The sequence below is a fragment of the Listeria booriae genome, assembly GCF_000766865.1.
GTDB lineage: Bacteria > Bacillota > Bacilli > Lactobacillales > Listeriaceae > Listeria_A > Listeria_A booriae.
Genome location: NZ_JNFA01000006.1, coordinates 23,319 through 50,084 on the forward strand (window position 1 = coordinate 23,319; position 26,766 = coordinate 50,084).

The 26,766-nt window shown below is 41.7% G+C and carries 22 protein-coding genes; 21 read left to right on the plus strand and 1 reads right to left on the minus strand.

Translation table 11 applies throughout. From position 1 onward, the window contains the following. Positions 1-25: 25 nt before the first annotated feature. Both EP57_RS02995 and EP57_RS03000 read left to right on the plus strand, forming a co-directional pair. Positions 26-673, plus strand: a complete 648-nt coding sequence (locus EP57_RS02995; RefSeq protein WP_036084092.1) for an HAD family hydrolase — start codon at positions 26-28, stop codon at positions 671-673. Between the two features lie 27 nt (positions 674-700). Then, positions 701-1,006, plus strand: coding sequence for a hypothetical protein (locus EP57_RS03000; protein ID WP_036084095.1), 306 nt, complete (start codon positions 701-703; stop codon positions 1,004-1,006). A 70-nt stretch (positions 1,007-1,076) separates the two neighbouring features. Here the strand turns inward: EP57_RS03000 and EP57_RS03005 are convergent, their stop codons facing one another. Then, positions 1,077-2,570, minus strand: coding sequence for an AcpB/EbpR/MafR family transcriptional regulator (locus EP57_RS03005; RefSeq protein WP_036084098.1), 1,494 nt, complete (start codon positions 2,568-2,570; stop codon positions 1,077-1,079). A gap of 477 nt (positions 2,571-3,047) precedes the next feature. Between EP57_RS03005 and EP57_RS03010 the strand changes: the two genes are divergently transcribed. The 19 genes from EP57_RS03010 to EP57_RS03100 form a co-directional block, all read left to right on the plus strand. Beyond that, positions 3,048-3,743, plus strand: a complete 696-nt coding sequence (locus tag EP57_RS03010) for a Crp/Fnr family transcriptional regulator (protein WP_036084101.1) — start codon at positions 3,048-3,050, stop codon at positions 3,741-3,743. A 78-nt stretch (positions 3,744-3,821) separates the two neighbouring features. Next, the gene (locus EP57_RS16350) at positions 3,822-9,401 is read left to right on the plus strand and encodes a toxin Cry1Ac domain D-VI-related protein (protein WP_052167508.1); all 5,580 of its coding nucleotides are present in this window, start codon (positions 3,822-3,824) and stop codon (positions 9,399-9,401) included. Between the two features lie 71 nt (positions 9,402-9,472). Continuing rightward, positions 9,473-10,099: a sugar transferase gene (locus tag EP57_RS03020; protein ID WP_036084104.1), complete on the plus strand. Its 627-nt coding sequence runs from the start codon at positions 9,473-9,475 to the stop codon at positions 10,097-10,099. A 10-nt stretch (positions 10,100-10,109) separates the two neighbouring features. Next, positions 10,110-10,580, plus strand: coding sequence for a hypothetical protein (locus EP57_RS03025; RefSeq protein WP_036084107.1), 471 nt, complete (start codon positions 10,110-10,112; stop codon positions 10,578-10,580). A gap of 11 nt (positions 10,581-10,591) precedes the next feature. After that, on the plus strand, positions 10,592-11,242 hold the full coding sequence (locus EP57_RS03030; protein ID WP_052167510.1) for a CpsD/CapB family tyrosine-protein kinase: 651 nt from the start codon (positions 10,592-10,594) through the stop codon (positions 11,240-11,242). A 21-nt stretch (positions 11,243-11,263) separates the two neighbouring features. Then, the gene (locus EP57_RS03035; RefSeq protein WP_036084110.1) at positions 11,264-12,523 is read left to right on the plus strand and encodes an O-antigen ligase family protein; all 1,260 of its coding nucleotides are present in this window, start codon (positions 11,264-11,266) and stop codon (positions 12,521-12,523) included. After that, entirely contained in the window at positions 12,520-13,185 is a 666-nt protein-coding gene (locus tag EP57_RS03040) for a YveK family protein (protein WP_052167512.1), read from the plus strand. The genes EP57_RS03035 and EP57_RS03040 overlap by 4 nt, the downstream gene beginning before the upstream one ends. Positions 13,186-13,209: 24 nt before the next feature. Further along, positions 13,210-13,443, plus strand: coding sequence for a helix-turn-helix domain-containing protein (locus EP57_RS03045; RefSeq protein ID WP_036084136.1), 234 nt, complete (start codon positions 13,210-13,212; stop codon positions 13,441-13,443). A 12-nt stretch (positions 13,444-13,455) separates the two neighbouring features. Further along, the gene (locus EP57_RS03050) at positions 13,456-14,229 is read left to right on the plus strand and encodes a glycosyltransferase family 2 protein (RefSeq protein ID WP_036084113.1); all 774 of its coding nucleotides are present in this window, start codon (positions 13,456-13,458) and stop codon (positions 14,227-14,229) included. Then, positions 14,226-15,548 carry a UDP-glucose dehydrogenase family protein gene (locus EP57_RS03055; protein WP_114982954.1) on the plus strand — a complete coding sequence of 441 codons (1,323 nt, stop codon included), beginning with the start codon at positions 14,226-14,228 and terminating at the stop codon, positions 15,546-15,548. Before EP57_RS03050 ends, EP57_RS03055 begins: the two co-directional genes overlap by 4 nt. Next, positions 15,545-16,357 (plus strand): glycosyltransferase family 2 protein, encoded by an 813-nt coding sequence (locus EP57_RS03060; RefSeq protein ID WP_052167516.1) that lies wholly within the window; start codon positions 15,545-15,547, stop codon positions 16,355-16,357. The genes EP57_RS03055 and EP57_RS03060 overlap by 4 nt, the downstream gene beginning before the upstream one ends. 1 nt (position 16,358) lies before the next feature. Further along, positions 16,359-17,639, plus strand: coding sequence for a phenylacetate--CoA ligase family protein (locus EP57_RS03065; protein WP_036084115.1), 1,281 nt, complete (start codon positions 16,359-16,361; stop codon positions 17,637-17,639). 13 nt (positions 17,640-17,652) lie between these two features. Next, complete coding sequence (locus tag EP57_RS16355; protein ID WP_052167518.1) at positions 17,653-18,630, plus strand: glycosyltransferase family 2 protein; 978 nt, start codon at positions 17,653-17,655, stop codon at positions 18,628-18,630. Then, positions 18,627-19,781 carry a CDP-glycerol glycerophosphotransferase family protein gene (locus EP57_RS03075; RefSeq protein ID WP_036084116.1) on the plus strand — a complete coding sequence of 385 codons (1,155 nt, stop codon included), beginning with the start codon at positions 18,627-18,629 and terminating at the stop codon, positions 19,779-19,781. Before EP57_RS16355 ends, EP57_RS03075 begins: the two co-directional genes overlap by 4 nt. Continuing rightward, complete coding sequence (locus EP57_RS03080) at positions 19,778-20,209, plus strand: FAD synthase family protein (RefSeq protein WP_036084118.1); 432 nt, start codon at positions 19,778-19,780, stop codon at positions 20,207-20,209. Before EP57_RS03075 ends, EP57_RS03080 begins: the two co-directional genes overlap by 4 nt. Positions 20,210-20,230: 21 nt before the next feature. Then, positions 20,231-21,649, plus strand: coding sequence for a lipopolysaccharide biosynthesis protein (locus EP57_RS03085; protein ID WP_052167519.1), 1,419 nt, complete (start codon positions 20,231-20,233; stop codon positions 21,647-21,649). Continuing rightward, positions 21,646-22,587 carry an NAD-dependent epimerase/dehydratase family protein gene (locus EP57_RS03090; RefSeq protein ID WP_036084121.1) on the plus strand — a complete coding sequence of 314 codons (942 nt, stop codon included), beginning with the start codon at positions 21,646-21,648 and terminating at the stop codon, positions 22,585-22,587. Before EP57_RS03085 ends, EP57_RS03090 begins: the two co-directional genes overlap by 4 nt. 286 nt (positions 22,588-22,873) lie before the next feature. Beyond that, on the plus strand, positions 22,874-25,012 hold the full coding sequence (locus EP57_RS16360; protein WP_052167520.1) for a MucBP domain-containing protein: 2,139 nt from the start codon (positions 22,874-22,876) through the stop codon (positions 25,010-25,012). A gap of 4 nt (positions 25,013-25,016) precedes the next feature. After that, the coding region (locus EP57_RS03100; protein ID WP_036084123.1) for a leucine-rich repeat domain-containing protein at positions 25,017-26,766 on the plus strand (1,750 nt) is incomplete at its 3' end.

Genomic DNA, 26,766 nt, shown 5'->3' on the forward strand with positions numbered 1-26,766 from the left:
GAAATAAGCGAGTTGGAGGAGAATCATGAAGGCATTTGTTTTTGATTTCGATGGTACGATGATTGATACGGAAGCGGTTTGGTTTGATGAGACGAAGAAATATTTGCGAGCGGAGTACGGGTTGGATTTGCCAATGGAGGTATATGAGAAGGTTGTTGGCAGTTCGGATGAGCCGTTACTTCTTTATATGGCGGAGGCGACGAATGGAAAGTTTGACGCAGCGGCTTTTCAAAAGTACATAGATGTGGCGGTTCATAGTGGTCGTGATAAGCTGGAGATGCGTGACGGGTTTATGCGTGTGTATCAGTACGCTAAAGATAATGGGTACAAAATTGGTCTTGCAACGAGTTCGGCGCGTGCTTGGGTGGAACCGATTTTGGAGAAGTTCGGGATTTTAGCTGATTTTGAAACGATTCAGACGGCGGATGATGTGGAGGTTATTAAACCTGACCCTGCGCTTTATCGTCAAGCTGTAGAGGCTCTTGGTGTGAAACCGGAAGAAGCGGTGGCCGTGGAAGATTCGCGGAACGGTTCGTTGTCGGCAATTGGCGCGGGACTTCATACGATTGCGATAAAAAACGAAGTGACGAAGGGCATTGTTTTCCCGGAAGGCGTTACGGTGTATGATTCATTTGCAGATGTGGATTTAGATGCCTTTTTAGCGGGTAAGTAAAGAAGGAAATGAGAAGGAGCGATTACGATGATTGAAAATACGATAAAAGAAGTCGAGTTATTTGAGCAAATGAAGCATGGCGAACCGGTGCTGTTTGTGACGGCGATTGGGTATATTATTGGCATCACGGATATTCCTGATGAAATACCGCACAGTGTTGTGAAGCTAAAAGACGTGTATATTAACTGTGTGTCTGCTTCACGTGTGAATCGTTTTTCAAAAGGATTGACGATTTCTGTGGATCAGATTATCGGGTTTAATGTGTTGACTGAAGAAGAGCGATTGCAAACGGTGACGAATTGGCAAGTGTCGATGGCGCCGAGTATTGGTTAAGTAAGCCATAATAAAGACAGAAGACTTTCCCGTTGATGCGGATGAAAATCTTCTGTTTTTTTGTATGGAATTAGGCATTGAATTTCAGTGAGGCTTGGAAAATGAGTTCTTTTACAACGCCCCAGTCTTGTTTAGAGGGGATATGATTGGTTTGATAAACGCAAATATGAGGGCATTTTTCTAGGTCAAATGGTGATTCGTAGTTAAGAACGAGAATATCTACTTTGGACTCGCGCAAGATTTCTTTTGTGATGTGCCGATTTGGAATGAAGGATATTTTCATATTATTAGCGCTATAATTTTTGGCTAATGTGGATAGGTAATTTAAGAAAGCATTGCGACCATCGAACGAAAATAAAATATGTTTTTTCTCCATATTATTGTCATAAAAAATCGAACGGGTCAGCATCGTCAAGTTCACAGCGATATCTTCTGTATAGATGCCTTTTATTTTTTTCAAAAAAGGACTATCACTTGCTGTTTTTAACCATGTTGCAAAAATGGAAGGGTGTTCTTTTTTAATGTAGCGATTTACTTCGTAGGTATTTGTATGAAGAAGTGGGGTAAGTCTGCTCATGGAATATACATAGTAAAAATAATTTTCATAAATTAGCAGGTCATCGTTTGTTGGCATTGGGAGGTTTAGCGCAGTGAAGGATTCTTGTAGAAAATGTAATACATCTTTTTGCTGTGTATATTCATCGCCGTATACGACTTCTCTGAGGTCCTCTTTTTTATAAATCAAGGTGTCGTAGAAAATGATACTGAAATAAGCGGTCTCGTCTTGTGTATTTACTGGCAAATCAAATTCCTCTGCCCAAAAATGCATATACTTGTCGAAGTAGTGGTAAACGGGTTTTGTTTGTTGATAGGCTTTTATGTCATCAGGCATTTGGATAGTGTGACCGAGGCTGACACGCTGATTAATAACCATAATCCAATATAAAAAGCGGTGATATTGAATATCTATATTAGCATGCTCATATTTCTCGAAGCGCTTGAGTGATTTTTCATGGAACGTGTAAATTTGTTTACTAGGGACTTCCATTTTTGGCGAATTTTTGGCGTTGTAGAAGTAGTTGAAGTAAAAATAGCGAATATCTTCTTCTTTTCCGACGATATCGACAGGAGTTAAGGAGAGCTTGAGGTTGAAGGGTACTAATAGTTTTTTCAGTGTATTTAAGTGTCTGTATAAAGAGGATTGGGAGCTGAACAATTCCAACGCCCAGTCGTGGATATCTAGTTGAATGCCATGATAAATCGAATCGATGATTGTAAAAAGTAAAGATGATTCTGTAAAAATTCCAATCACATCTTTTAATGTGACGTCATGTGGTAGTTTTAGTTCGTAACTTGTACTAGATATTGTGATAATATGAACATTTTTAGGCAATGAATTTTGTATTTCAAGGATATCTCGTTGAATGGTCTTAATAGAAACACGCAGGTGATCCGACAATTCATCGACAGTCAGTGGATATTTACTATTATAAATATAGGAAATAATCTCGATATGGCGCCTATTCTTCTTCTCAATAACTAGTTCTAAATGTAATCTATCCAAACTCTCACTCCATTTCTTTTTTTCGCACAACGATTGGTTGATTTCGCAACTAATTACTATGTGATTTAATTAGTATATAGGTTTATGTGTCTTTTTTCTAGTTAAAATCGTAAAAAAGTAAGAAAAATACTAAATTCAATATAAAATGTCACAAAAAGTTCATTAATAGAGCAAAAACTATGGAAACCTATCATATGTTGATGATTTTTCGTATGGTAATCTTATTTTTAGTAAGCCGAATATAAAGAATTTCACTTTTGTCTAGAAGTTAGACAACGTTGGTTTAAGCAGACTTTGAATACATGGTTTAATAAGTATAGAAGGTCACAACGGCGTTTTACATCGAAAGTTCCAAATCTAGAAGTAATGACGAAAATGTCACAGAAAGTTCAACTATACTGTTAAATGTGTGGAAGGCTACAGTATTTTACGGGAATCTCATATGATAGTCTTATTATTAGAAGGAGTGATTATTAGATGTATCAGTTCGAGCAATTATACAATGTTGATACTTTAGACCAAGATTTTTCAACTAGGAAATTTTTACAAGTATTGCTTGATGATAGCTATTATCCAATTGAGCATAAATATAAAACTTACAATAAGAATGAAAAAATCTATTTTCCAGATAAACAAAAAAATGACTCTAACATATTTATTATTGAAGACGGTGTAGGAGGATTTTATTCGAATAAGGAACTAATTTCATTCGTTGGAAAAGGAGAGTTAGCAGGGCTTCATAATCTGGCAACCAGAGAAGGAGAGGCTCAGGAAGAATATGTGAAAGTGCTAACGGAAACGATAACACTGTGGGAATTTAGTAAAAGTGACATATTAGGAAAGATTATCAATATCCAAGATGGCTACTTATATCACTATCTAACAATGAAGAAAATTCTAGATCAGATGTTGTCACGGTATTTGATGGAACATAAAGCTTCAGAGGAAAGGGTAATGTATTATCTGCACGATATCGCTAGTAGATACGGAGAACATCATGCTGATACTAATTATCTAAAAATACCACAATTTTTATCGCAAAATTCAATTATTAATTACATCGGAGTTAGCAACAAGACATTTTACAAAATACTTAAAAAATTATGCAGTGATGGAATTGTTCGCATAAATGAAGAAGGGATGTTTGTAGACGCTAGGTATGTAATGGAATGAACAGGAAAGGATGTGTTGACAATGTAACGCTTGCTAACGAATCCCAACATAAAACTTTTAAAATTAAAGGAGATTATAATGAAAAAATCAAGTAAAAAAATATTAACAAGTACGGCTGTAGCGGTATTGGCTCTATCAACCGTAGCAACGCCAGTAACAACAATTCTAGCAAATCCTTTAGAGGCTAAAGCAACTGGAGTTCGAATAGTATCCGCTGAATTTAAGTTAGATAGCATCGGACCATATGTAAAGGTGAAGTATATATATGCTTATGGAGATTTTTTGATAATAGGTGATAGTTGGCAATTAGGGGTCGATACTTCAGGAGAAAAAATTTATCGTCTCCCTAGCAATAAGAGTTGGAAATACGGCGATCAGATATTCGTAGGTTACTATAATTCAACGGGGAGTCGTCTAGATGCTGCTATGCTTACAGGTTACTTCAACTATGTCGGAACAGATGAACTTGCTCAAATAGAAAAGCAAAAAGATGCTAGAAAAGCAGTTAATGAATTATTTAAGTCAGATACGCCAACTTCAGGAGCCATTAAAGACTCAACGGATCAGAATGCTATTAATGCAGCTCAAAAGCTTGTTGATACAGTTACAGATGCAACTGTAAAAAAAGAGTTGCAGGATTATATTAATACAGCACAAGCCCTTTTAGATAAAAGACCAGCAGAACAACAAGCTGAAAAAGAACGCCAAGAAATAGCAGAAAAAGCAGTTAATGAGCTATTCAAAGATAATCAACCGACAACAGGAATTATCAAAGATACAACAGATCAAGCAGCTATAGATGATGCACAGAAATTGATCGATACTGTTTTAGATGAAAAGGTAAAAGAAACCTTACAAAATAATTTGGATGTTGCGCAAGACTTATTAGAAGCGAAAAAAGCAGCCGAGAAAGAGCGTCAAACAACTGCGGAAAAAGCAATTAATGAACTTTTTAAAGATGACCAACCATCCACTGGTATTATCAAAAACACGACAGACCAAGCTGCAATTGACGCAGCTCAAAAATTGGTGAATGAAGTCCAAGATCAAGTAAGCAAAGATGCGTTACAAGCTAATTTAGACAAAGCAAAAGAGCTATTGGCAGAAAAAATTGCTCGTGAAGCTGTTAATAATCTGTTTGGAAATAAAGATCCTCAAGGCACGATTAAAACAGATTTAGCACAAACTGATATTGTGAAAGCTCAAGACTTGGTTAACCTAGTAAAAGACCCAGCTAAAAAAGCAGAATTACAATCGGATTTAAATAAGGCTCAAGCACAACTAGATGCCAAAATAAAAGCAGAACAAGAGCGTCAAGCAGCAGCGGACAAAGCAATCAATGAACTTTTCAAAGATAATAAACCGTCCACAGGTGAAATCAAAGGCACAACCAATCAACAAGCGATTGATGATGCTCAAAAATTAGTGGATGCTGTCGAAGATGTAACAGCTAAAAAAGAATTACAAGCTAACTTAGATAAAGTTAAAGAACTACTAGATGCTAAAATCGCGGCTGAAAAAGCAGCTAACGACGAAGCAGCGAAAAAACTTGTAGACGAGCTGTTCACTAATGATAACCCAGCAACAAACGCAATCAAAGCAATCACGAATCAACAAGCAATTAATGATGCCAAAGCAGCCGTTTCTAAGGTAACAGATCCAGCTCTAAAAGCAATATTAGAAGAGAATATCGAACTTGCACAAAAACTTCTAAATGAGAGAACAGTTTTGGAAGAAGAAGATAAAGGACAACAATTAATCGCATCATTCTTAATAAAACAGCTATACCAAAATAACGATCCTAAAACAGATGCAATCAAGAGTACGACAAACCAACTAGCAATCGACACAGCACAAGAACAAGTGGATCTTATTAGAGACCCAGAAGTAAGAGCACAATTACAAAAAGAAGTTGACCGCGCCCAGGAGTTATTGAACGCAAGACTACAAGCTGAAGATGAAGCCAATCAAGCAGTAGCGGACAAAGCAATCAATGAACTTTTCAAAGATAACAAACCGTCTACAGGTGTAATCAAAGATACAACGGACCAGACCGCAATTGATGCTGCACAAAAAGCAATCGATGCTATCAAAGATCCAGTTGTAAAAGATGCGCTACAAGCTAACTTGGACAAAGCGCAAGAATTGTTAAACGCGAAAAAAGCAGAAGAAAAGGCAGAGCAAGATCGTCAAGCAGCAGCAGACAAAGCGGTTAACGAACTTTTCAAAGATAATAAGCCGTCTACAGGCGCAATCAAAGATACAACTGATCAAGATGCAATTGATGCTGCACAGAAAGTCATCGACGCCGTGAAGGATCAAGCAACCAAAGACGCGCTACAAGCTAATTTGGACAAAGCACAAGAATTACTAAATGCTAAAAAAGCGGAAGAAAAAGCAGAGCAAGACCGCCAAGCAGCAGCGGATAAAGCAGTGAATGAGTTATTCAAAGATAACAAACCAGCAACAGGCACAATCAAGGATACAACCGATCAAGCTGCAATTGATGCTGCACAAAAAGTGATCGATGCTGTCAAAGATCAAGCAACCAAAGACGCGCTACAAGCTAACTTAGACAAAGCACAAGAATTACTAAACGCGAAAAAAGCAGAAGAAAAAGCAGAACAAGACCGCCAAAATGCAGCGGACAAGGCAATCAATGAACTTTTCAAAGATAACAAACCGTCCACAGGCGTAATCAAGGACACAACGGACCAAAAAGCGATTGACGAAGCGCAAAAGCTAATCGACGCAGTTACTGATCCAACGATGAAACAAGAACTACAAAACAACTTAGATAAAGTTCAAGAACTACTAGACGCGAAAAAAGCGGAAGAAAAAGCAGAACAAGACCGTCAAGCAGCAGCGGACAAAGCAGTCAACGAACTTTTCAAAGATAACAAACCAGCTACAGGTGCAATCAAAGACACAACGGATCAAGCTGCAATTGATGCTGCACAAAAAGTGATCGATGCCGTCAAAGATCAAGCAACGAAAGACGCGCTACAAGCTAACTTAGACAAAGCACAAGAATTACTAAACGCGAAAAAAGCAGAACAAGATCGTCAAAACGAAGCGGATAAAGCAATCAATGAACTTTTCAAAGATAATAATCCTGCAACGGGCGAAATCAAAGACACAACAGACCAAACAGCAATCGATGAAGCGCAGAAAATCATTGATAAAGTCACAGATCCAGCAGTAAAACAAGAATTACAAAACAACTTAGATAAAGCCCAAGAACTGCTAAACGAAAAGAACTCCACAGAAAAAGAAGATCAAGCAGCTGCAAACAAAGCAGTGAACGAGCTATTCAAAGACAATGATCCAAAAACAGGCGCGATTAAAGATACGACAAATCAAGGCGCCATTGACGCTGCACAAAAATTAATTGATGCTGTCAAAGATCCGGAAACAAATGCAGCATTACAAGCTAACCTAGACAAAGCGCAAGAATTACTCGACGCAAAAACAGCAGCAGATAAAGCAGAACAAGCACGCCAAGCAGCCGCTGAAAAAGCAGTCAACGAATTGTTCAACAGCAACAAGCCATCAACAGGAATCATCAAAGATGCAACGGACCAAACAGCTATAGATGCCGCACAAAAACTAATTGACGCTGTAACAGTTCCATCTGTGAAGAAAGAACTTCAAACAAACCTAGATAATGCACAAAACTTATTAGATACAAAATTCTTCAACGCAGCCCAAGAAGCTGTCCAAGGCTTGATGACAACACTTGTAAGCTTTGGTCAAAAAACAGATGCGTATGGCGCAATCAAACTAGATACAACGCAAGAGAAAATCTATCAAGCACAAGATAAAGTCAGCCTAGTACCAGACAGAGTTGCCGAAAAAGCGAACTTAATCGCGCAACTAGATAAAGTACAAGAACAACTAATCGCACGTAACAACGAACAAATCGGAAACAAAGTAAACAATGGTAATTTTGACAGCGCGCTTAACGGTTGGAAAACATGGATTGGTTCAGGTTCGGTAGCACCAACAGTGGCAGCAACAGAAGGACCAGCAACTAAAACAGTGAAATTGGCATCGAATTCAAGCGTAGAACAAACGATTCAAGGTTTGAAGCCAAACACGAATTACGTCATCACATTCTACGGTAAAGTAGACGACGGAACATTCTTATCTGCAGGTATTAAAAACCACGGTAACACACAACAAAGTATTCGTGTGACAACTACAGATTACAGTAAAGGTCAGATTGCCTTCACTACAGGAGCAAGCGCAACATCAGCTACTTTCTTCTTAATGAAAGGTGCAGGAACAGGAAATGGTTTTGGCGACTTTGTTATCTCAAAAGCAGATAATGGCGAAGACTTAATTCCAGAAGTTATTGAAGCAACAAACAAAGTAGATAACTTATTCACGAACCTATCCGTAACAGGTGTCAATGATACAACAGCAACACTTTACAAAAATGGTGCCTTGAAACTAGCGGTAAAACAAGCAGATATCGATGCAGCGATGGCAGTTGTCAATGCAATGCAAGATAGCTACGAATCAAAAGCTGATCTTCTAGCAACATTGAAAACAGCACAAGATCTTTGGAATGACCGTACAGTAGAACAAACTGATAACTTAGTGAAAAACAGTGAATTTGACAGCAGTATTGCAAACTGGAAACCATGGAATGGCGCAACATCTACAACTCCGGTGACAGTAAAAGAAGATAGCAATAACGTCTTGAAACTAGCTGGAAGTTCAAGTGTTGAGCAGGTTATCTCCGGTTTGAAACCAAACACAACATACACACTTGAAATCTACGGTAAAGCTGACAACAATGGCTACGTAAGTGTCGGCGTGAAAAACTACGGTGGTACGCAAAAAACAGCACGTGTTAGTGGCGCAGATTATACGAAAGCAAGTGTAACAATCCGCACAGGTGCAACGAATACAACGGCAACAGTCTTCTTACTAAAAGGTGCAGGAATCAGTGCCGGTTCAGTAGATACAGTCCTATTCAAAGACTCCACACCAGAAAGCGAACGCCCAGAAGTAATTGCAGCAAACGAAGCATTGACAGCTTTATTCACATCAAGAACATCCGTTAGCACAGAATTTTTAACACCAGTAACAACGAATAACGGTGCTATCAAAATGACAACAACAGAGGAAGACCTAGCAGCAGCAACAGCCGCAGTAGAAGCAGTACCAACAGGATTAAAATCAAAAGCTATTTTTGAAGCAGAACTAGCTCGCGCAACTACTTTGTTCACAGCACTTAAAGCGTCTCAAACAGATAACCTAACGAAAAATGGTGCGTTTGACACGAACTTAACAAGCTGGAAAACATGGAAAGCAGCAACAGCAGAAACACCAGTTGTCGTAACAGAAAATGATAACAAAGTCTTGAAACTAGAAGGAAACTCAAGTGTGGAACAAACAATCACAGGCCTTCTTCCAAACACAACATATACCGTTTCCACGTACGGTAAAGTAGAAAACGGTGCACGCTTGTCTGTCGGCGTGAAGAGCTATGGTGGCGTGCAAGCCAATGCCTTTGTCACATCTACAGATTACGGTCAAGGAACATTGACGTTCACGACTGGTGCAACAAACACAAGCGCGATTATCTTTTTAAGTCAAGGAGTAGCAGGCGGAATTGCTTACGCTGACCTTGTAGTTACAAAATAATTTTGATTAGAGGTATGAGATATGCTAGCCAGTTCTAGCGTATCTCAACCTATATTGGAAGGACGGGAAACATGGAGTATGAATTTAGATTTGAACATACAAAAACGAAGAAGAAGTCTGCTGTATTTCAAGCAATGAAACGTTTATTCGATCTCGTTTTTGCCATCATTTTGTTAGTGATTACGGCGCCTATTATGTTAGTGACAATGTGTGCGGTGAAACTAGAATCTTCTGGACAAATTATCTATAGACAACAACGAGTTGGTCTGTACGGTGTGCCATTTACAATTTATAAAATTAGATCGATGACAAGCGATGCCGAAGTGAACGGCGCCAAATGGGCTGAAAAGGATGATCCTCGAGTTACGAAAGTTGGTTGCTTTATTCGGAAGACGCGCATTGATGAATTACCTCAGCTTTGGAATGTATTAAAGGGCGAGATGAGCATTATTGGCCCACGTCCCGAACGTCCGATTTTTATGAAAGAATTCCAGACACTTTATCCTAATTTTACGCGACGTCTAGTTGTTAAACCGGGCTTAACTGGATGGGCTCAGGTCAATGGTGGCTATGATATTTCCCCGAAAGAAAAACTGAAATTTGATTTAGAATATATTCAAACGATGTCGGCATTTAACGAGGCACGAATCTTATGCCGAACGGTCAAAGTCATTATGAGCGGTAGCGGCGCACGATAAGGAGAATGAGATGAAGAAAATAATCATATCTGTAGTTGTAATATTAACAATTTTCGCAATAGGATGTTCGAACGATGCGGAACAAGCGAAACCAATCACTTCTTGGAAAAACGAAGATAACGAAGTCAGCAAACAAGAATTCGCAGAGCTAACGAAAAACAATAATGCGCTGGAGTATAAGGATGGCGAATTCGTGATTCATGATAAAAAGGCAGTCATTAAGAGCAGAGCAGATGATGCAACGACTTATTTTGTACAGAACGCGTATATTCCAATCAAGGTGGCTCAAGCAATTGTGAAGAAGGAAGATTGGACGAAAGACGAATTGCTGACGAAATATGCTGGCGCGGCGCAAAATATAACGGAAAAAGGCAAGACGGTGGAGGCTTTCTTTATTACTGGTCCACGTGGTTACGGAGAGCTACGCGTGACGTTTGATGGCGATAAAGTGAAGTCGATGACAAATACGTTTCAAGAATAGGTGAATGATAGATGAGAACCAAGGAAATGTTAAATGAAAACCTCTTTTTTCAAGAACAAATGGCGCATATTAGAACGACGATTGAGTTGTCTGAGCATCAAGCTATTCAAGCGATAAGCGTCACATCGTCTTTATCTAGTGAAGGCAAGAGCTCGATTGCGATTGGGATGGCGAGAAGTTTTGCTGAAGCGGGGAAGCGTGTGTTGTTAATTGACAGTGATTTCAGGCGGCCTTCTGTGCACAAAAAATTAGGTTTATCGAACGCTGTCGGCTTTTGCGATGTATTGAAAGAAGAGTATCGTTTGGCGGATTGCTTGAAAGATATTGGTATACAAGGGTTGGCGGTTTTGACGAGTGGATTGGTGGAAGATGCGCCGGGGACACTTTTTGATGCGGCGAGGTTGAAGAAATTTATGTTACAGGTGAAGCAGGAGTATGACTTGATTATTGTTGATACGCCGCCTGTGTTGCTCGTTCCAGAGGTGAAGACGATTTTGAACCATAGTGATGCGACATTGCTTGTTGTGAAATACGATGAGGTCCGAAAAGAAGAGATGGATCGAGCTCAGCGGGTGTTGAATCAAGTATCAGCAACGTGTCTGGGAATTGTATTTAATCGTGTTCAAGTGAAAGTGCGAGATAGGTATCGTTATTATTACTAATACGGGATGGGATAAAAATTGATGGATTATAGAAATGACTGGACATGTGATTATCCTAACAATGTTGCCCGGCGCCATTCTAAAAATCAGATTTTATTGCTGACGGGAATGTTGTTTTTTCTAAGTATTGGTAGTGCGTTCAATGTGCAGATAGGTCTTGCTGTGAAGCCGTATATGATGATGTTACTGCTACTCATGTTTTATTATTTGTCCAAAATTACGATAGAGAAGCTGCTGTTTTTTGAAATGGCGTTTGTGGGCTTTTATGTTTACTATGACTTGCGTGGGGTGATTACGGCATATCCGACGGCGGCGCTCCGAGCGATGGGTGCTACGTTTATCTTACTTGTTTTTTACTTCTTTTGTCGGTATTGGCTGAATCAGATTCGGTGGAAAGATATTGAATGGGCGATTATTATTTCGGGGTTTGTGTTTAATCTTTTGAGCCTTGGTTATTATGTGATGGGGCTTGTGAATTTAGGATTTAACATGCACGGAAATGGCATTCGAGAGCTGGGTGTAATGATTGATCGTGATTTTGCGAGATTGCTTGGTTTGACGAATGATCCGAATATCTTTGTTTTTATTAACATGTTATTCATTGCTTATTTCTTAACGCATCGGGAAAAATGGTGGAACTTGCTTGGCGGGTTTATCGGCATTCTATGTGTCATGCTAACGTTGTCGCGTGGTGCGATTATCTCGTTAGTCATTGTGCTCGTACTGTGTTTACTCGTTGGTAGCGTGAGGTCAAAACTCATGATGGTGTTAGGAGCGGTGGGATTTTTCTTGCTAGCAAATCTCTTTTTTGATCAGTTTATGGAAGTGTCTTTGTGGGAGTTGTTGTTGGAGCGGTTTGGCACGGTGAGTGAGGATGGTGGAAGTGGTCGGTTTGATATTTGGACGGATGGGCTGGCTTATTTTATGGATAAACCGCTGTTTGGGATTGGCTCGTTCAATTTTCAGGCGTATCATTCCTTTGCTGCGGGAAAAGCGATTTTTATGCATAACTCGTTTCTAGAAATATTAGTGGAAACAGGGATTGTTGGAATGATGTTTTATGTGACAGCAATTGTGACGCTGGTTTGGACGCTAGTGAAGGCGGCTTTGGTAGATAAAGAACAATGGTGGTTATTGATAGCGCTCATCGGTTATTTATCGATGATGACATCTTTGTCTCTCATTTTGAACGAAATATTTTTCTTCTTCTTTGCCCTCGTGGCTAGAAGTTTGAAGGAAAAAGAACGAAATATAGAACGACGAAAAGGATGGAGAACATGAAACGAGAATTGTCCTTGGTAAGTATAGTGGCTATTATGCGTAAAAAAATAATGATTAGTTTAATTATTGCGATTTTAGCTACGTGTTTGGTGGGTGTTGCTAGTTATCAATTTATGGCGCCGAAATACGATGCGTCGATACAGCTTCTAATTAACCCGAAAGTAACGAATGAACAGACAGGAACGTACCGTAGTACAGATTCAAACACGCAATTAGTCAATACGTACAACGTGATTTTGCGAAGTAAAGTGATTTTGGCGGACGTTATTGAGCGGCTAGATTTGCCAACAAGTGTTTCGGGACTGCGTGAAGTGATTAGCGTGCAAAACGAGAAAGAATCGAAAGTCATTTCCATTCACGTCGAACAAGAAAATCCTGAAATGGCTAAAAAAATTGCAGAAACACTTGCTTTGTCTATGGAAAAAGAAGTACCGAAATTAATGAATATCGATAATGTCAACATTTTATCAGACGCGGAACTTAGCGGGAACTTAACCACGTCGCAGATTCGAATTTATATGATTTTAGCGTTTGTGATGGCGTTATTTGTAAGTTTAGCTTGTTTTGTCATTCGCGAGTCTTTAAAAAATACATTTAAGACAGTGAAGGATTTTGAAGACATAACAAGTTTGCCTGTCATTGTAACAATTCCGGAAATATAAAGGGGTGAGTATGGGAAGATGGCAATGAAAAACTATGAAGAACAGTTAAAAGTACTCAATAACCTATTTTTATCGACACAAGAAGCGATTGATTCTTTAGGTGTTTCCAAACAATGTTTTCATTCACTTGTGGCACGGGGGAAAATCCAGAAGATACGAAAAGGTTCTGCGGTGCTTTATTACGCGGACGAAATCAAAGAACGAAAACAGCAACAACCATGGCTACGACAAAAATATCGACCATTTCAAGACGGATAGGAACGATTATTCATGATAAAAAAATATCAAACAGATTTAGTAAGCATTGTTATGCCAACGTATAATAGCGAAGGCCAACTGCATGCGAGCATTGCGAGTATTCAAAAACAGACTTACAAACATTGGGAGTTGCTCGTTGTAGACGATTGTTCGAGTGACAAAACCGTGGAACATTTACAAAAATTAGCAAAGCAAGATGCGCGTATCAAGACGATTTTTCTCCCGGAGAATCGCGGTTCTGGTTTTGCGAGAAATGAAGGGATTAGCCAAGCGCAAGGGCGTTATATCGCCTTTTTGGATAGTGATGATCTTTGGCATCCTGAAAAATTGAAGAAGCAGCTCGACTTTATGAAGACGCATGGCTATGGCTTTTCTTTCACGGCGTATCATGTGTTTGAGCAACACCCAGCTGAGCAGAAACGTACGGTTAGAGTACCTGAAAAAATCAATTATCGGCAACTGCTGAAAAACACGATTATTGGCTGTTTAACTGTCATTATTGACCGTGAAGAAGTCGGTGATTTTCGGATGCCATTGATGCGGGCGAGGCAAGACACCGCCACGTGGCTGACGATTTTAAAACAACATGCGTACGCCTACGGTTTAAATGAGCCGCTCGCCTATTACCGAGTGAGTGTTGCCTCCTTATCCAGTAATAAATGGCGGATGCTTCAAAAAAATTGGCACATGTACCGCGAGCAAGAAAAGCTATCGTTTTTAGATACAAGTTATGTTTTTAGTTGCTACGTATGGAATGCTTTATGGAAGAGGAGAGGACAAAAATGATGAAAATTGCAGTTGCAGGTGTTGGCTATGTCGGTTTGGTGACGGCGGTAGGTTTCGCGCATCATGGCCACATGGTTACAGCCGTGGATTTAGATACACAGAAAATCGCAGGACTTACAAAAGGCATTTCACCCATTTACGAGCCAGGTTTAGAGACGTTATTACAAGAACAATTAGCGGCAAACCGGATTCAGTTCACGACAGATGGCGCGAGCGCTTATGCAGATGCAGACGCTATCGTCATTGGCGTAGGAACTCCAGAAAATGAGGATGGCTCTGCGAATTTAAGCGCGATTTATCAAGTGGCACGTGAAATTGGCCAGAGCATTCAAAAAGATTGCCTCGTCATCGTGAAATCGACCGTTCCTGTAGGGACAAACGACAAAATTGAGACGATTGTGCAGGAAGCATTAAAGCATGCCGTACACGTAGACGTTGTTTCCAATCCGGAGTTTCTGGCACAAGGTAGTGCGATATACGATACGCTCCACGGTTCACGTATTGTGATTGGCACGGAATCTAGAGCGGCAGAAGAAAAAATGCGGGAACTTTATGACGCATACGGGCAACCAATTTTAGCTGTATCACGTAGAAGTGCGGAATTAGTAAAGTATGCAAGTAACGATTTTCTCGCACTCAAGATTTCTTTTGTGAATGAAATTGCGAATTTGTGTGACATTTTGGGAGCAGATATTGAAGAAGTCACAGAAGGAATGGGATATGATCCGCGAATCGGCAATAGTTTTTTACGGGCGGGGATTGGTTACGGTGGTTCGTGTTTTCCAAAGGACACAAAAGCGCTCCACTGGCTGGCAGAAGATCATGGTTTTGTGCTTCGAACGATTGAAGCTGCAATAAAAATCAATGAGAAGCAAAAATACGTGTTGATGCATAAGTTGCGAAAAGAGCTACCGAATTTGGCAGGCAAGAAAATCGCCGTGCTAGGCCTAACATTTAAGCCAAATACCGACGACTTACGAGAAGCACCATCGATTCCAAACATGCGTGTACTGCAAAAAGAAGGCGCGATAATTCAAGCATATGACCCAATTGCAATGGCAAAAACGGCCGAAATATTAGGAGATGCTACGATAATGAAAAACTCCGTCGAAGAAGCACTGGATGGAGCCGACGCGTGTTTGATTTTCACTGAATGGAATGAGATTTGTGCGACATCGCCCGACACGTTCAACAACTATATGGCAACTCCGCTCGTGTTAGACGGTCGGAACTGCTTTGATAAGCATGCGATGGCTTTAGCCGGTATCACGTATCAATCGATTGGGCGCCCACTGGCCAAAGTAAGGCAATTACAATGAGCGAACCTGTCATTTCGGTCATTGTGGCAACGCTAGGAACACGATTCACCGAGTTAAAAAGAATGCTAGAAACGCTAGAAAACCAGACATATAAACACTTCGAAGTTATCATTGTTTTGCAAAATGAACAAGATCATTGGAGCGATATTCTGGCAACCTATCATGTACAAACAAAGCTCGTCATCACGTCAAAAAGAGGTCTTTCGAAAGCTAGGAATATCGGCTTATCACATGCTACAGGTGATATTGTCACGTTTGGCGATGACGATTGCTGGTATGACGCAGCGACGTTCTCCCATGTGGTAGCTTCCTTTCAAACAGGAAAAGATGTCATCAGCCTCAACATGTACGACCCAGATCGCCAGAAATTTGGACGAAGGCAGCGTATCCAAACCGCGACCTATTTAACGAAACGCGAATTAATGAGTCGTTCTTCGATAGAAATTTTTGTGAAGAGGCGTTGTTTGGAGGCGAATCAGCACGGACCGAGGATTCGATTTGATGAGGTTTTTGGTTTAGGTGGTGATTATATTTCGGGAGAAGAGAACATTTTTTTAGCGGACTTGCATCGCCAATCTTACCGCACGTATTTCCATCCTGAACTACTTGTCTACCACGCAGTACAGCCGAGATTAACAAGGCTCACCACGGAACAAGTTGTAAGCAAAGGCCCGCTTTTTAAACGAATGTATAACACGCCAACAGCATTTGTTCTTTTATCCGTATTCTGTTTGAAAAAAAGGCAGACAAAACTATTCTGGAAAGTCCTGAAAGAAATGTGGAACTACCAGCCAAGAGGTGAACGTTAAGATGTATCAATGGATTTACAAACAAGGCGTGAAGCGTCGTAATCCAGTATTACCAGAAGCAGAACAATTTTTACAAGAAACAGACAGGTGGTCGCGAGCGGAATTAGAAGCGTATCAGCTAGCTAAATTACAAGAACTCGTGCACTGGGCCTATACGAACTCCCCGTATTATCAGAAGTTATTCAACGAGGCAGGCATTCATCCGATGGACATTCAAGAACTGGCAGATCTTCCACTCATTCCTCCAATAACAAAAGAAACCCTAATCCAAGAAAATGAAGCGATTCATGCCACTGCTACTTTTGACAAACTGTTCTTTTCGGAAACGTCGGGTAGTACAGGAACTCCGCTCACATTCCAGCGCGATTTAGAATGGGACGCGAGGCACCGTGCAGCTATTCATCGCGGTTACAGTTGGTATGGCATCAAGCCTTGGGATAGAAACGGCTATTTCTGGGGCTACAATTTGGCTATTAAAAAGCATTGGAAACTTAAACTAATGGATCGCCTTGTCAACCGATTCCGAATTTTTTCTTATGAGAAGCATGAAATTAATAAGTTCATTAAGAAGTTGGAGCGTGCCGATTATTTGGAAGGCTATTCGTCGATGATTTACCATGTCGCGCGCAAAATCGAACAAGAAAAGCTCCCAGTCCAGACGCATTTGAAAATGATTAAAGGCACGTCTGAGAAAATTTTTGATGCGTATCAGCCGACCGTGGAGAGAGTATTTGGACGTAAAATGATTAGCGAGTATGGCGCCGCGGAAACGGGAATTATCGCGTTCGAGTGTCCGGAAGGCAAGATGCATATGACGATGGAGAATGTGATTGTGGAAGTAATAGATGGCGAAATTTTGGTGACCAATCTGTTTTCGAAGGCATTCCCGATTATTCGTTACAAGTTGGGCGATTATGTAGAACTAGACACGGAGAGCCAGTGTTCTTGCGGGCGGGCGCACACGATTGTGAAGTCTGTTATGGGACGCATCGGCAAAGAAATTTTTGGTGAAAAAATGACGTATCCGAGTTTAACGTTTTATTATATTTTCAAAAATATCGTGATGGACAGTGGGTCCGCGATTCATTACCAAGTGTTGCAACATCGAAAAGGACATCTTGAATTTCGCATGGAGCAGCAACTTACAGCAAAGATGCGCCAGCAACTCGAAGCGGAAATTAAAAAATATTTTGCGACAGATATGACTTACGAAATAGTGGAGCAGGCATTTTTTCATCGTGATGGTGGCAAGTTGAAAGATTTCGTATCGTTTGTTGAATGAAAAGGAGAATAGGATGGAAGCAGTGAAGGTATCAATTATTATTCCGGTATATAACATTGAGAAATATGTGGAACGGTGTCTAGACTCCATTTTAGCGCAGACGTACCCTCATTTTGAAGTGATTGTTGTGGATGATGGGGCAACGGACAGGAGCGCTCAGCTGGCGGCGAAATATGTATTGCGCGATACGCGGGTGCGGCTACTACACAAGACGAATGGCGGTCAGGCGAGTGCGCGTAACTTGGGGCTGGAACAGGCGAACGGCGACTATCTTTTGATGGTAGATGGCGATGATTATCTTCTGCCAGATTTACTAGAGAAATGTGTTGAAAAATTGGAACTCGGCGCAGATATTGTTGCTTTTGATTATTTCAGTTTAAATCACAAACAGCAGCAAAACTATGTGGCGGTGGGAACTTCGGCGATTACAGCTGGAACGGCACCGTGGAATAAAATGTACCGCCGCGCATTGTGGCAAGATGTTTTTTTCCCAGAGGGGTTGTGGTATGAGGATTTGGGTGTGGTTCCGTTCGTGTTAGCGAAGGCGGAAAATGTGTGCAAAATAGACGAGGCTTTCTATGTATACGACCAGTCGCGTGAGGATTCGCAAACGAATACCGTGAACACCGTGCGTTACAAAGATATACTGCAGGTTTTAGCGCACTTGCAGCGACAAATAGCGACACTGCCGGATGTGCAAACGGACTTGATGGCGGGCATGTATTTAGAGCAATTAGGCTATGTCATGACATTGAGCAAAAGTAGCACAATCAAAAACAAGAGTGAGCGACGCTTCTTCCTTCGAGTCATGCAACAAGAACTGGAAAAAGTATGCCCGCATTGGGTGGAATTAACACATAAACCCGAGTCCCGTCAATTAAAGAAAATCCGCCGTTTAGCGATGCGCTGCTACTTCCGAGGCTATTTTCTACTGGGCGACATGCTATACGTATGGCCTAAAAAACTAAAACAGATAGGAGTTAACGAATGAAACGCTTGATGTATATTTTGGTGGGATTATTCCGCCTACTTCCAGTGAAAAATATTGTCCTCTTTGAGAGTATGTCTGGATTTCAAGATAACTCTAAGGCACTTTTTGAAGAGATGATGCGGCAGCGTTTGAATCAGAAATACAAGATTATCTGGTTTGTCGCGGACCCTAAACGGATGAACAATCTCGGGTATGACAAAGTGCGATTCATGAAAAAATCTGGCATAACTAGAAAATCGATTCGCTATTTGTATTATAGTTGCGTCGCGAAATATTGTTTTTATACGCATGAAGTATTGGGATATCGCAAGGATGGCCAGCAAATTCGGTTTTTCCTAACGCACGGGACGCCATTAAAGGATAGTCGTGGTTGTTTCGGAGAGGTGGATGCGCACACATATATTCTTTCGACGTCCGAATATGCGGCTACATTGCGCGCGACTTCCTTACTCGGTGGAGAGGATAAGATGCAAATTCTTGGCTTTCCGAGGAACGATAAGCTGTTTTGTGAGGATGCTGGTACGGCGCGTTTTCTTGCTAAATATGAGTACACGAAATTAGTTGTTTGGTTGCCGACGTTTAAACATATTCGTAATAGTGACCGGGTGGATTTTGCGACGGATAGTGCGACCGATGTATCGCTGATGAGCCCTACGTTTTTCGAGCAGTTGAATGCGAAGTTGGTGGCAACTAAAACGCTACTCGTGATTAAATTTCACCCCAATCAAGATCTTCGGTTCGTACCGTTTTATCAAATGTCGAATATTGTGACGCTTTCGAATGTGGAGATGTTGCAGGAACGAATCGATTTATACGCCTTATTGGGCCAATCTGACGCGCTTATTACGGATTTTTCTTCGGTGTATTTTGATTATTTGTTGCTGAATAAGCCGATTGGGTTTGAGCTTGGAGACATGGCGAATTATAGCTCTGGCCGCGGTTTTCTTGTCGATGAGCCGTTGGATTATATGCCAGGAACGAAGATTCATACAGAAGCGGATTTTCTACAGTTTATCGAGGAGTTAGCGGTGAATAACGATGCGTATGTGTTGGAACGCGCCAAGTTATGTACGAAAATGAATCGATTTTATGATAACAATGCAGCGAAGCGAATTTTAGAATTTTTAGAAATGGATGGTACGACTTTATGAAAAAATATAAATTAGGCTACACTTCTGGTGTTTTCGACTTATTCCATATCGGACATCTCAATATTTTAAAAAAAGCCAAGGAGCAATGCGAACATCTCATTGTCGCGGTGAGCACAGATGAGTTGGTGCAGAGCTATAAAAATAAAACACCAGTCATTCCATTTGCTGAGAGGTTAGAAATCGTCCAAGCCATCTCCTTTGTCGATGAGGTCACAGCCCAAACAACGCGTGACAAAATAGCAGCGATGGAGAAATTCCAGTTTGACGTCATGTTTGTTGGCTCTGATTGGAAGGGAAGCCCTTTGTTCACAGAAACAGAACGCATTTTAAAAGCGAACGATGTGGATGTGGTGTACTTTCCTTATACGAGCAACACGTCGTCCACCTTGCTAACTCAAACATTGAATAAAATTGTCCAAACACACTAAATTAAGAAATGAGTCGAGTGAATGAGCAGTAAATACAAAAAATTATTTCAAAATACCATCCTTTTCTCGATTGGGAGTATGGGAAGTAAGCTGATTAGTTTACTACTCGCTGTGGTTTTCACGCATCATTTAAATCCGCAAGAATACGGTGAGGTTGAGCTGATTTCGGTCATTATTAATCTGTGTTTGCCTTTTGTGACGCTATCTATTTATGACGCGGTACTTCGGTTTGTTATGAAAGAGGACGAGAACCAGGGCAGTGTCTTGCTGAATGGACTTATCATCTGTGCGTTTGTCGGTTTGTTTTTCCTGTCGGGAAGCGTGATTGGTATTCTGTTTTTCGGGCTTGAGATGGACACATTAGTAATTGCGGCGATTATTTTTGCACAGGCGACAAATCTAGTGTTTGCACAATATGCACGAGGAACGGGTCGCATCAAATTATACGTGATCAATGGGCTTTTGACGGCGATTATGATTTTTTCTATTGTGAGTGTTTTGATTGTGTTCTTTCACGTTGGAATTATGGGTTATTTCATTGGCATGGTGATTGCGTTTACGCTTAGCAATATAATGTTGTTCAGTTTTAGTGGAAACATAGCCAAAAAACTAGCCGGTTCTCCGCGAGATGGAGCGCTAATGAAGCGAATGTTGGCGTATAGTTTGCCACTCATTCCTAATACGTTGATGTGGTGGGTAATGGATACGTCAGATCGGCTCATTATCCAGTCCGTATTGGGGCTTACGGCCAATGGTTATTACGCGGTGGCCAATAAAATACCGGTTATTCTGAACACGCTCAGTTCGATCTTTATGCAAGCATGGCAACTAACGGCGATTGAAGAAGGTAGTCAAAAAGACCGCGACCGCTTTTATTCCAGTGTGTTTAACGCTTTAGCTTCGTTCATGATTATTGCTGGGGCACTGATTCTCTCTGTTTTAAAATGGGGATTTGGCGTCGGATTAGGCAGTGCCTTTTTTGAAGCTTGGAAGTTTGTTCCGATTCAGTTGTTTGCCGTGATGTTCGCTAGTTTTTCAGGATTTCTTGGTGTGATTTATGCCGTGCAAATGCGTACAAATCAGGTTTTCATCACATCTTTAGTCGGTGCATTGCTGAACGTTGGGCTGAATCTTGTGCTCATTCCGCGGATTGGGCTTTATGGGGCGGCCATCGCAACGACTGTCAGTTTCTTCTTCGTATGGCTCGTCCGACTGGTGCAAACCCGCAAATACGTCAAAATCCGCATTCAATACATCACACTAATACCAGCCATCTGCGTCTTAGCCATTCAAGCCTTATTTCTATACCAAAGCAAAGTCCCAGAACTACTAAGCAACACGCTGGCAGTCAGCTTACTGCTCCTCATTAACCTCCGAAATCTCCAATTTATCATACAAAACGTGCGACTAAAAAAACGAAGAAAGAGTGATATAGCATGAAAAAAGAAACAGTTCTAGTTACTGGCGGCGCAGGATTTATAGGTGGCCACCTCGTCGAGAAATTACTTCAAAAATACCATATTGTCGTACTAGATAATTTGAGTACAGGTACCATGATGAATCTCCCGGAAAGTCCTCATCTCGATTTTGTTTTTGGCGATGTTAGTCAAGAAGAAGACGTGGCGCAAGTATTTGCAACCTATACTTTTACGTATATTTTTCATTTAGCAGCCGTGGCCAGTGTTGCGGCATCGATTGAAAATCCAGTGGAGACACACCGTATCAATATGAATGGCACGATTTATTTACTACACGCAGCACAACAACAAGCGGCTCACATTCAAAAATTTGTTTTTGCGTCGTCGGCTGCGGTGTATGGGAGTGAGCCAACGCTTCCTAAAAAGGAGTCGTCGATTATTGCGCCAATTACTCCGTACGGCATTGATAAATGGGCGTCCGAAAGCTATGTCATTACGTATAGCCAATTATTTGGCCTAAAAAGCAGTGCGGCTCGCTTTTTCAATGTGTATGGGCCAAGGCAAAACCCTACATCCCCGTATTCTGGCGTGCTTTCTATTTTGACGGATTGTTTCCAGCGAGTGAAAGCAGGCGACGAAACAGCGAATTTCACACTTTATGGAGACGGCTCGCAAGTTCGTGATTTTGTTTATGTAGGCGATGTGGTGAATGCTTTAATTTTGCTGGCAGAATCAGAAGAAAGTACTTCTGAGGTGTACAACATTGCCTCCGATCAAAGGCACACCTTGCTTGAAGTGATTGGCATGTATGAAACCATTACTGGTGAAAAATTACCGCTGACATACCAAACCGCAAGAGCCGGCGATATTCAAAAATCATATGCGGATATTGAGAAGATAAAGAAACTGGGGTTTGTGGTGGAAGATTCGTTGGAGACGGGGTTGCGGAAGTATTATTAAAGTCATTCACCTAAAAAAAGATGCGCAAATACGTGTGTCTTTTTTTGTTGGTGGCGTGGTAGCCGACCTTCTTAAAAACGTCAATTTGGCCAGTAGGTTGGAAATAGTTTAAAGAAAGCGCTATCTTACTATTTTTTTGAAGAAAAAATGTCTTATTATGTATACAGCAATTACATGTGAAAACAGATACAATTGAAAAATGGAGGAGCCATGAGGCTGTTACAAGGTCTTTTCAATTCAATAAAATACGAGGAACAAGAAGTGTAATAAAGGAGGAGTGGAGTCAATGTCAACTAATCAAAAAGGAAGGAAGCGCCAAGTGTGGATGAGCATAGGGCTTGCAGGAGTGCTAGTCACGAATGGCTGTTTACCTTATGCTGTGCCCGCAAATGAGGTTCAAGCAGTGGAAACAACGCAAACAGAAAGGGAAACGAAAGTAACCACCATACCAGCAGGAAGTACTTTTGCGAGTATTTTTCCAAGTTCCAAATTAGCGTTGCAAGTGGCGATGGAAATCTATCCACAAACGCACCCAAATAACATAGATGTAAAAAAAGAGGTCACACAAGCAGAATTAGATCGAGTGACAATCATCGAAGATGATCCTGCTCTGGGCGATCCTATCGGTAATATCGAGGGGGTCCAGTACCTTCGAAATCTAGAGGATTTATGGGTTGGCACAACAAGTGGTTTTAGTGGATATATAGAGAATCTAGACGTACTTTCCAACCTGACTAAACTGAAAGTATTAGCGGTAAAAAACCAAGCAATTTCAGATATTTCAGGAATAAAAAACTTAACCAATCTGACGTATCTAAATTTAAGTGAGAACAAAATCACAGATGCTAGCCCGATTGCGGGATTAACGAAACTAGAACATATCGATTTTGCGAGAGAAAACCGCATTCAAAGCTTGGCCCCTTTTCGTCAATTGACGCACCTGAAGAAGTTATTTTTGAGCTCCACTGTGAGTGATTTTCGACCGTTACAACACTTACCCTTGATTCAAGATCCGAATGCTACGTGGGTCCTTGTAGGAAATATTACTCTCCCAGATGCCTATGTTGGGGAACCTGTTTTTATGCAGGCTTTTGATCCCACAGGAGAGCAGGTGCTGTTTGGTGGGGTCATGGTGGATGGAAAGTGGGAAGGTATGAAAGCGTATGATGGCCAATATGCCACGTATAGTAAGGTTGGGATGGGAAATGTTACTTTCACACAAAGTCTATCTGAGCCAAGCGGTACCGATCGCTACATTAGGGTAGATTTTAAGCAGCGAGTGCTTCCTGCCAAAGCAACCGTCCAACCCGTCACTGTCCGTTATGTGGATGATCAAGGCGAAGTTTTAGCTCCAGAGGAACGTCTAACGGGAGTGCTGGGCGAAGCGTATGAAGCCAAAGCTAAAACAATTGACGGGTATCAGCTAATCGAAGAACCGATTAATCGGGTAGGAAATTTCGGCACCGAGGCGCAAACGGTGACTTTTGTCTATACCAAGGAAGCCGTCCCTGTCAGCCAAGCAGTCACAGTGCGCCATCTAGATACCGAAGGGAAGGTCGTAGCATCAGAAGAAGTGTTGACAGGAGCTTTAGGGGATACGTATGAAGCAAAAGCCCAAGCTATTGCAGGGTACCGTCTTGTCACGACACCAGCCAATCAAACGGGCACTTTTGGTACAGAAGCGCAAACGGTGACCTTTATCTATGCACAAGAGACAGCCCCACCTACGGCGCAACCCGTCACGGTGCAGTATGTCGATGACCAAGGGCAAGCCCTAACACAAGAAGAAACCTTGACTGGAGCATTGGGTGCCCCATATCAAGCCGAGGCTAAAACGATTTCAGGCTATCAACTGACGAGCCTGCCAAATAATCATACCGGGACCTTCCAAGCGGTGGCACAAACCGTTCGCTTTGTCTATACCAAACAAGCGTTGCCGGTAGCCCAACCCGTCACAGTACAACATGTGGATGCCCAAGGGAAAGCCGTAGCGGAAGAAGACATCCTGCAGGGATACGCAGGGGAGACGTTTCACGCGAAAGCTAAAGTGATTCCAGGGTACCATGTCTCCGAACACCCAGCGAACGCGACGGGAATCTTTGGCCCATCCGGGCAAACGGTACGCTTTGTCTATGCCCCAGACGAGCCCATCGAAGCGATGGATCCAGTAGAGGAGGGACACACCACGCCACCGAAGCCTTCCCTACCATCTCCTGTGATAGAAGATACAAGGACGCCATCCGTCTCTTTACCGACGCAAGTATCCTCCGAAACAAGTCCATCGGTGGTGCCAGTTGTGTCAGGAACGACCCTGCCCTCATTGGGAGAGCGTACCACGCATGCCATCGGATGGGGATTCACCTTGTTGCTAGTAGGCACTTGGCTACTCCTTCGTTATCCATCAAGTAAGTGTAAAAGGAGTTAAATATATGTCAAAGAAAAGAACATGGATCAAAAAAGCAAGTTATGGTATGTGCCTCGGTACCTTATTATTCAGCCCAGCGGAGAGCTGGCTAGAAGGTCAGCACCCCATCGAGGCAGTGACGCAAGCGGAAATCGAGATGTCCTTTCAGGAGCGATTTCCAGATCCACACCTAGCACACGCGGTGTATCTAGCGTTATATCCAGAAAAAACGTTGTTTCCCGAACGAGTCAACTTAGAAGCGCCTGTGTCTGCGGAGCAATTAGCGACAATCATCACCTTAGCAGATACCGCCGAGCGACCGATAGCAGATTTGACGGGCATTCAACAGTTGTCCCACTTAAAAACCCTGCATGTAGAGGGGAATGAAGGGGGGCGGATTCAACAGCTAGCACCATTGGCGTTGATGAAAAGCTTAGAGCATCTGACCTTGCGAAATGAATTCATCCAAGACTTAACCCCATTAGCGAAGCTCACGCAGTTACAGAGCTTGGATCTCTCCATGAATCGGATTACCTCGGTACAAGCGTTGCAAGGATTGACGCAACTACAAACATTACGGCTGACAGGGAACCAAGTGACCGATTTTCGGCCATTAGAGGCGCTACCAGCTGTACAGGCAAAGGATACAGCGCATTTTGAAGCGCTCGCCCAAACGATTCAGGCCGAAGAGACAAAGACGACGGGAGAGACGAGTCAATTAAACGTATATACACCGGAAGGAGAAAAAATCCCTGCGACCGTGGCTAGCTCACAGGGAGAAGTACAAGCAGAGGATGGCGTTAAATGGCTCCAACCAGGCGAACAACAGATTCAGTATCAGGATACAGAAGGGCAGATTGTGGCGTTTTTACAACAAGAAGTAGTGGGCGACAAGATACGAACGACATCAGTAAAGCCTAGGGCAATGACAGGAATGTACGCGATTCAGATACTGGATGCACAAGGGAATATTATAGATCAAAGCTCGTACACGATGATGTCTGGATCTATGGATGTTGCTAAATTAGCCAATTCTGACATGATTGAAGAAGCTATCAAACGGGCAAACCAGGAACTTCCTAATACACAGAAGCAACGTGGAACGGTGCGTTTACCTAATGGAGATTGGTATGTAAAGAATAAAATAAGTCTCCTAGAAGGAGTGGCTCTAGAAGGGCAGGGAAAAACAACGCTTTATCGAATAGTTGGTGATTTTATCCAATCGTCAATAGCGCATATTGATGGAATACGCTATTATGACGCCTTGATTGACATGGAAAGTAATACAAAGATACGTAATTTGACTTTAGATGGACTGCAATCCCCAGATAAAGTAACTACTGATATTCAAGGTGGTATCACAGCCAAAGGAAATTATGGGGAAGGTTCGAATCCCCAGGCACCGACAGCAAAGGATTATCTTCAGAATCTGACCATTGAAGACGTGGATATCCAAAATATGGCTGGAAGCGGGGTAACAATTGATTTGGCTAAAAACGTCACGATTCGTGGCACAACAGCTGTTACCGCACCCAATCATGCGATGAAAGTCGAGAATGTGAAGGATGATGGTATTATTGGTTACTCGGTGGAAAATATGCGAGTAGAAAATACGCTTACAAGAACTATCGGACATATGGAATCAGCTGGGAAACCAGCACAGCGATACAATGTTTGTGCCACAATGCGCAAGATGCAGCACCCTGACCCAGGTCTGGCTTATTATGTCCGTTACCCCAACAGTCGAGATGTGACCTTCCAGCACAATGTTGTCC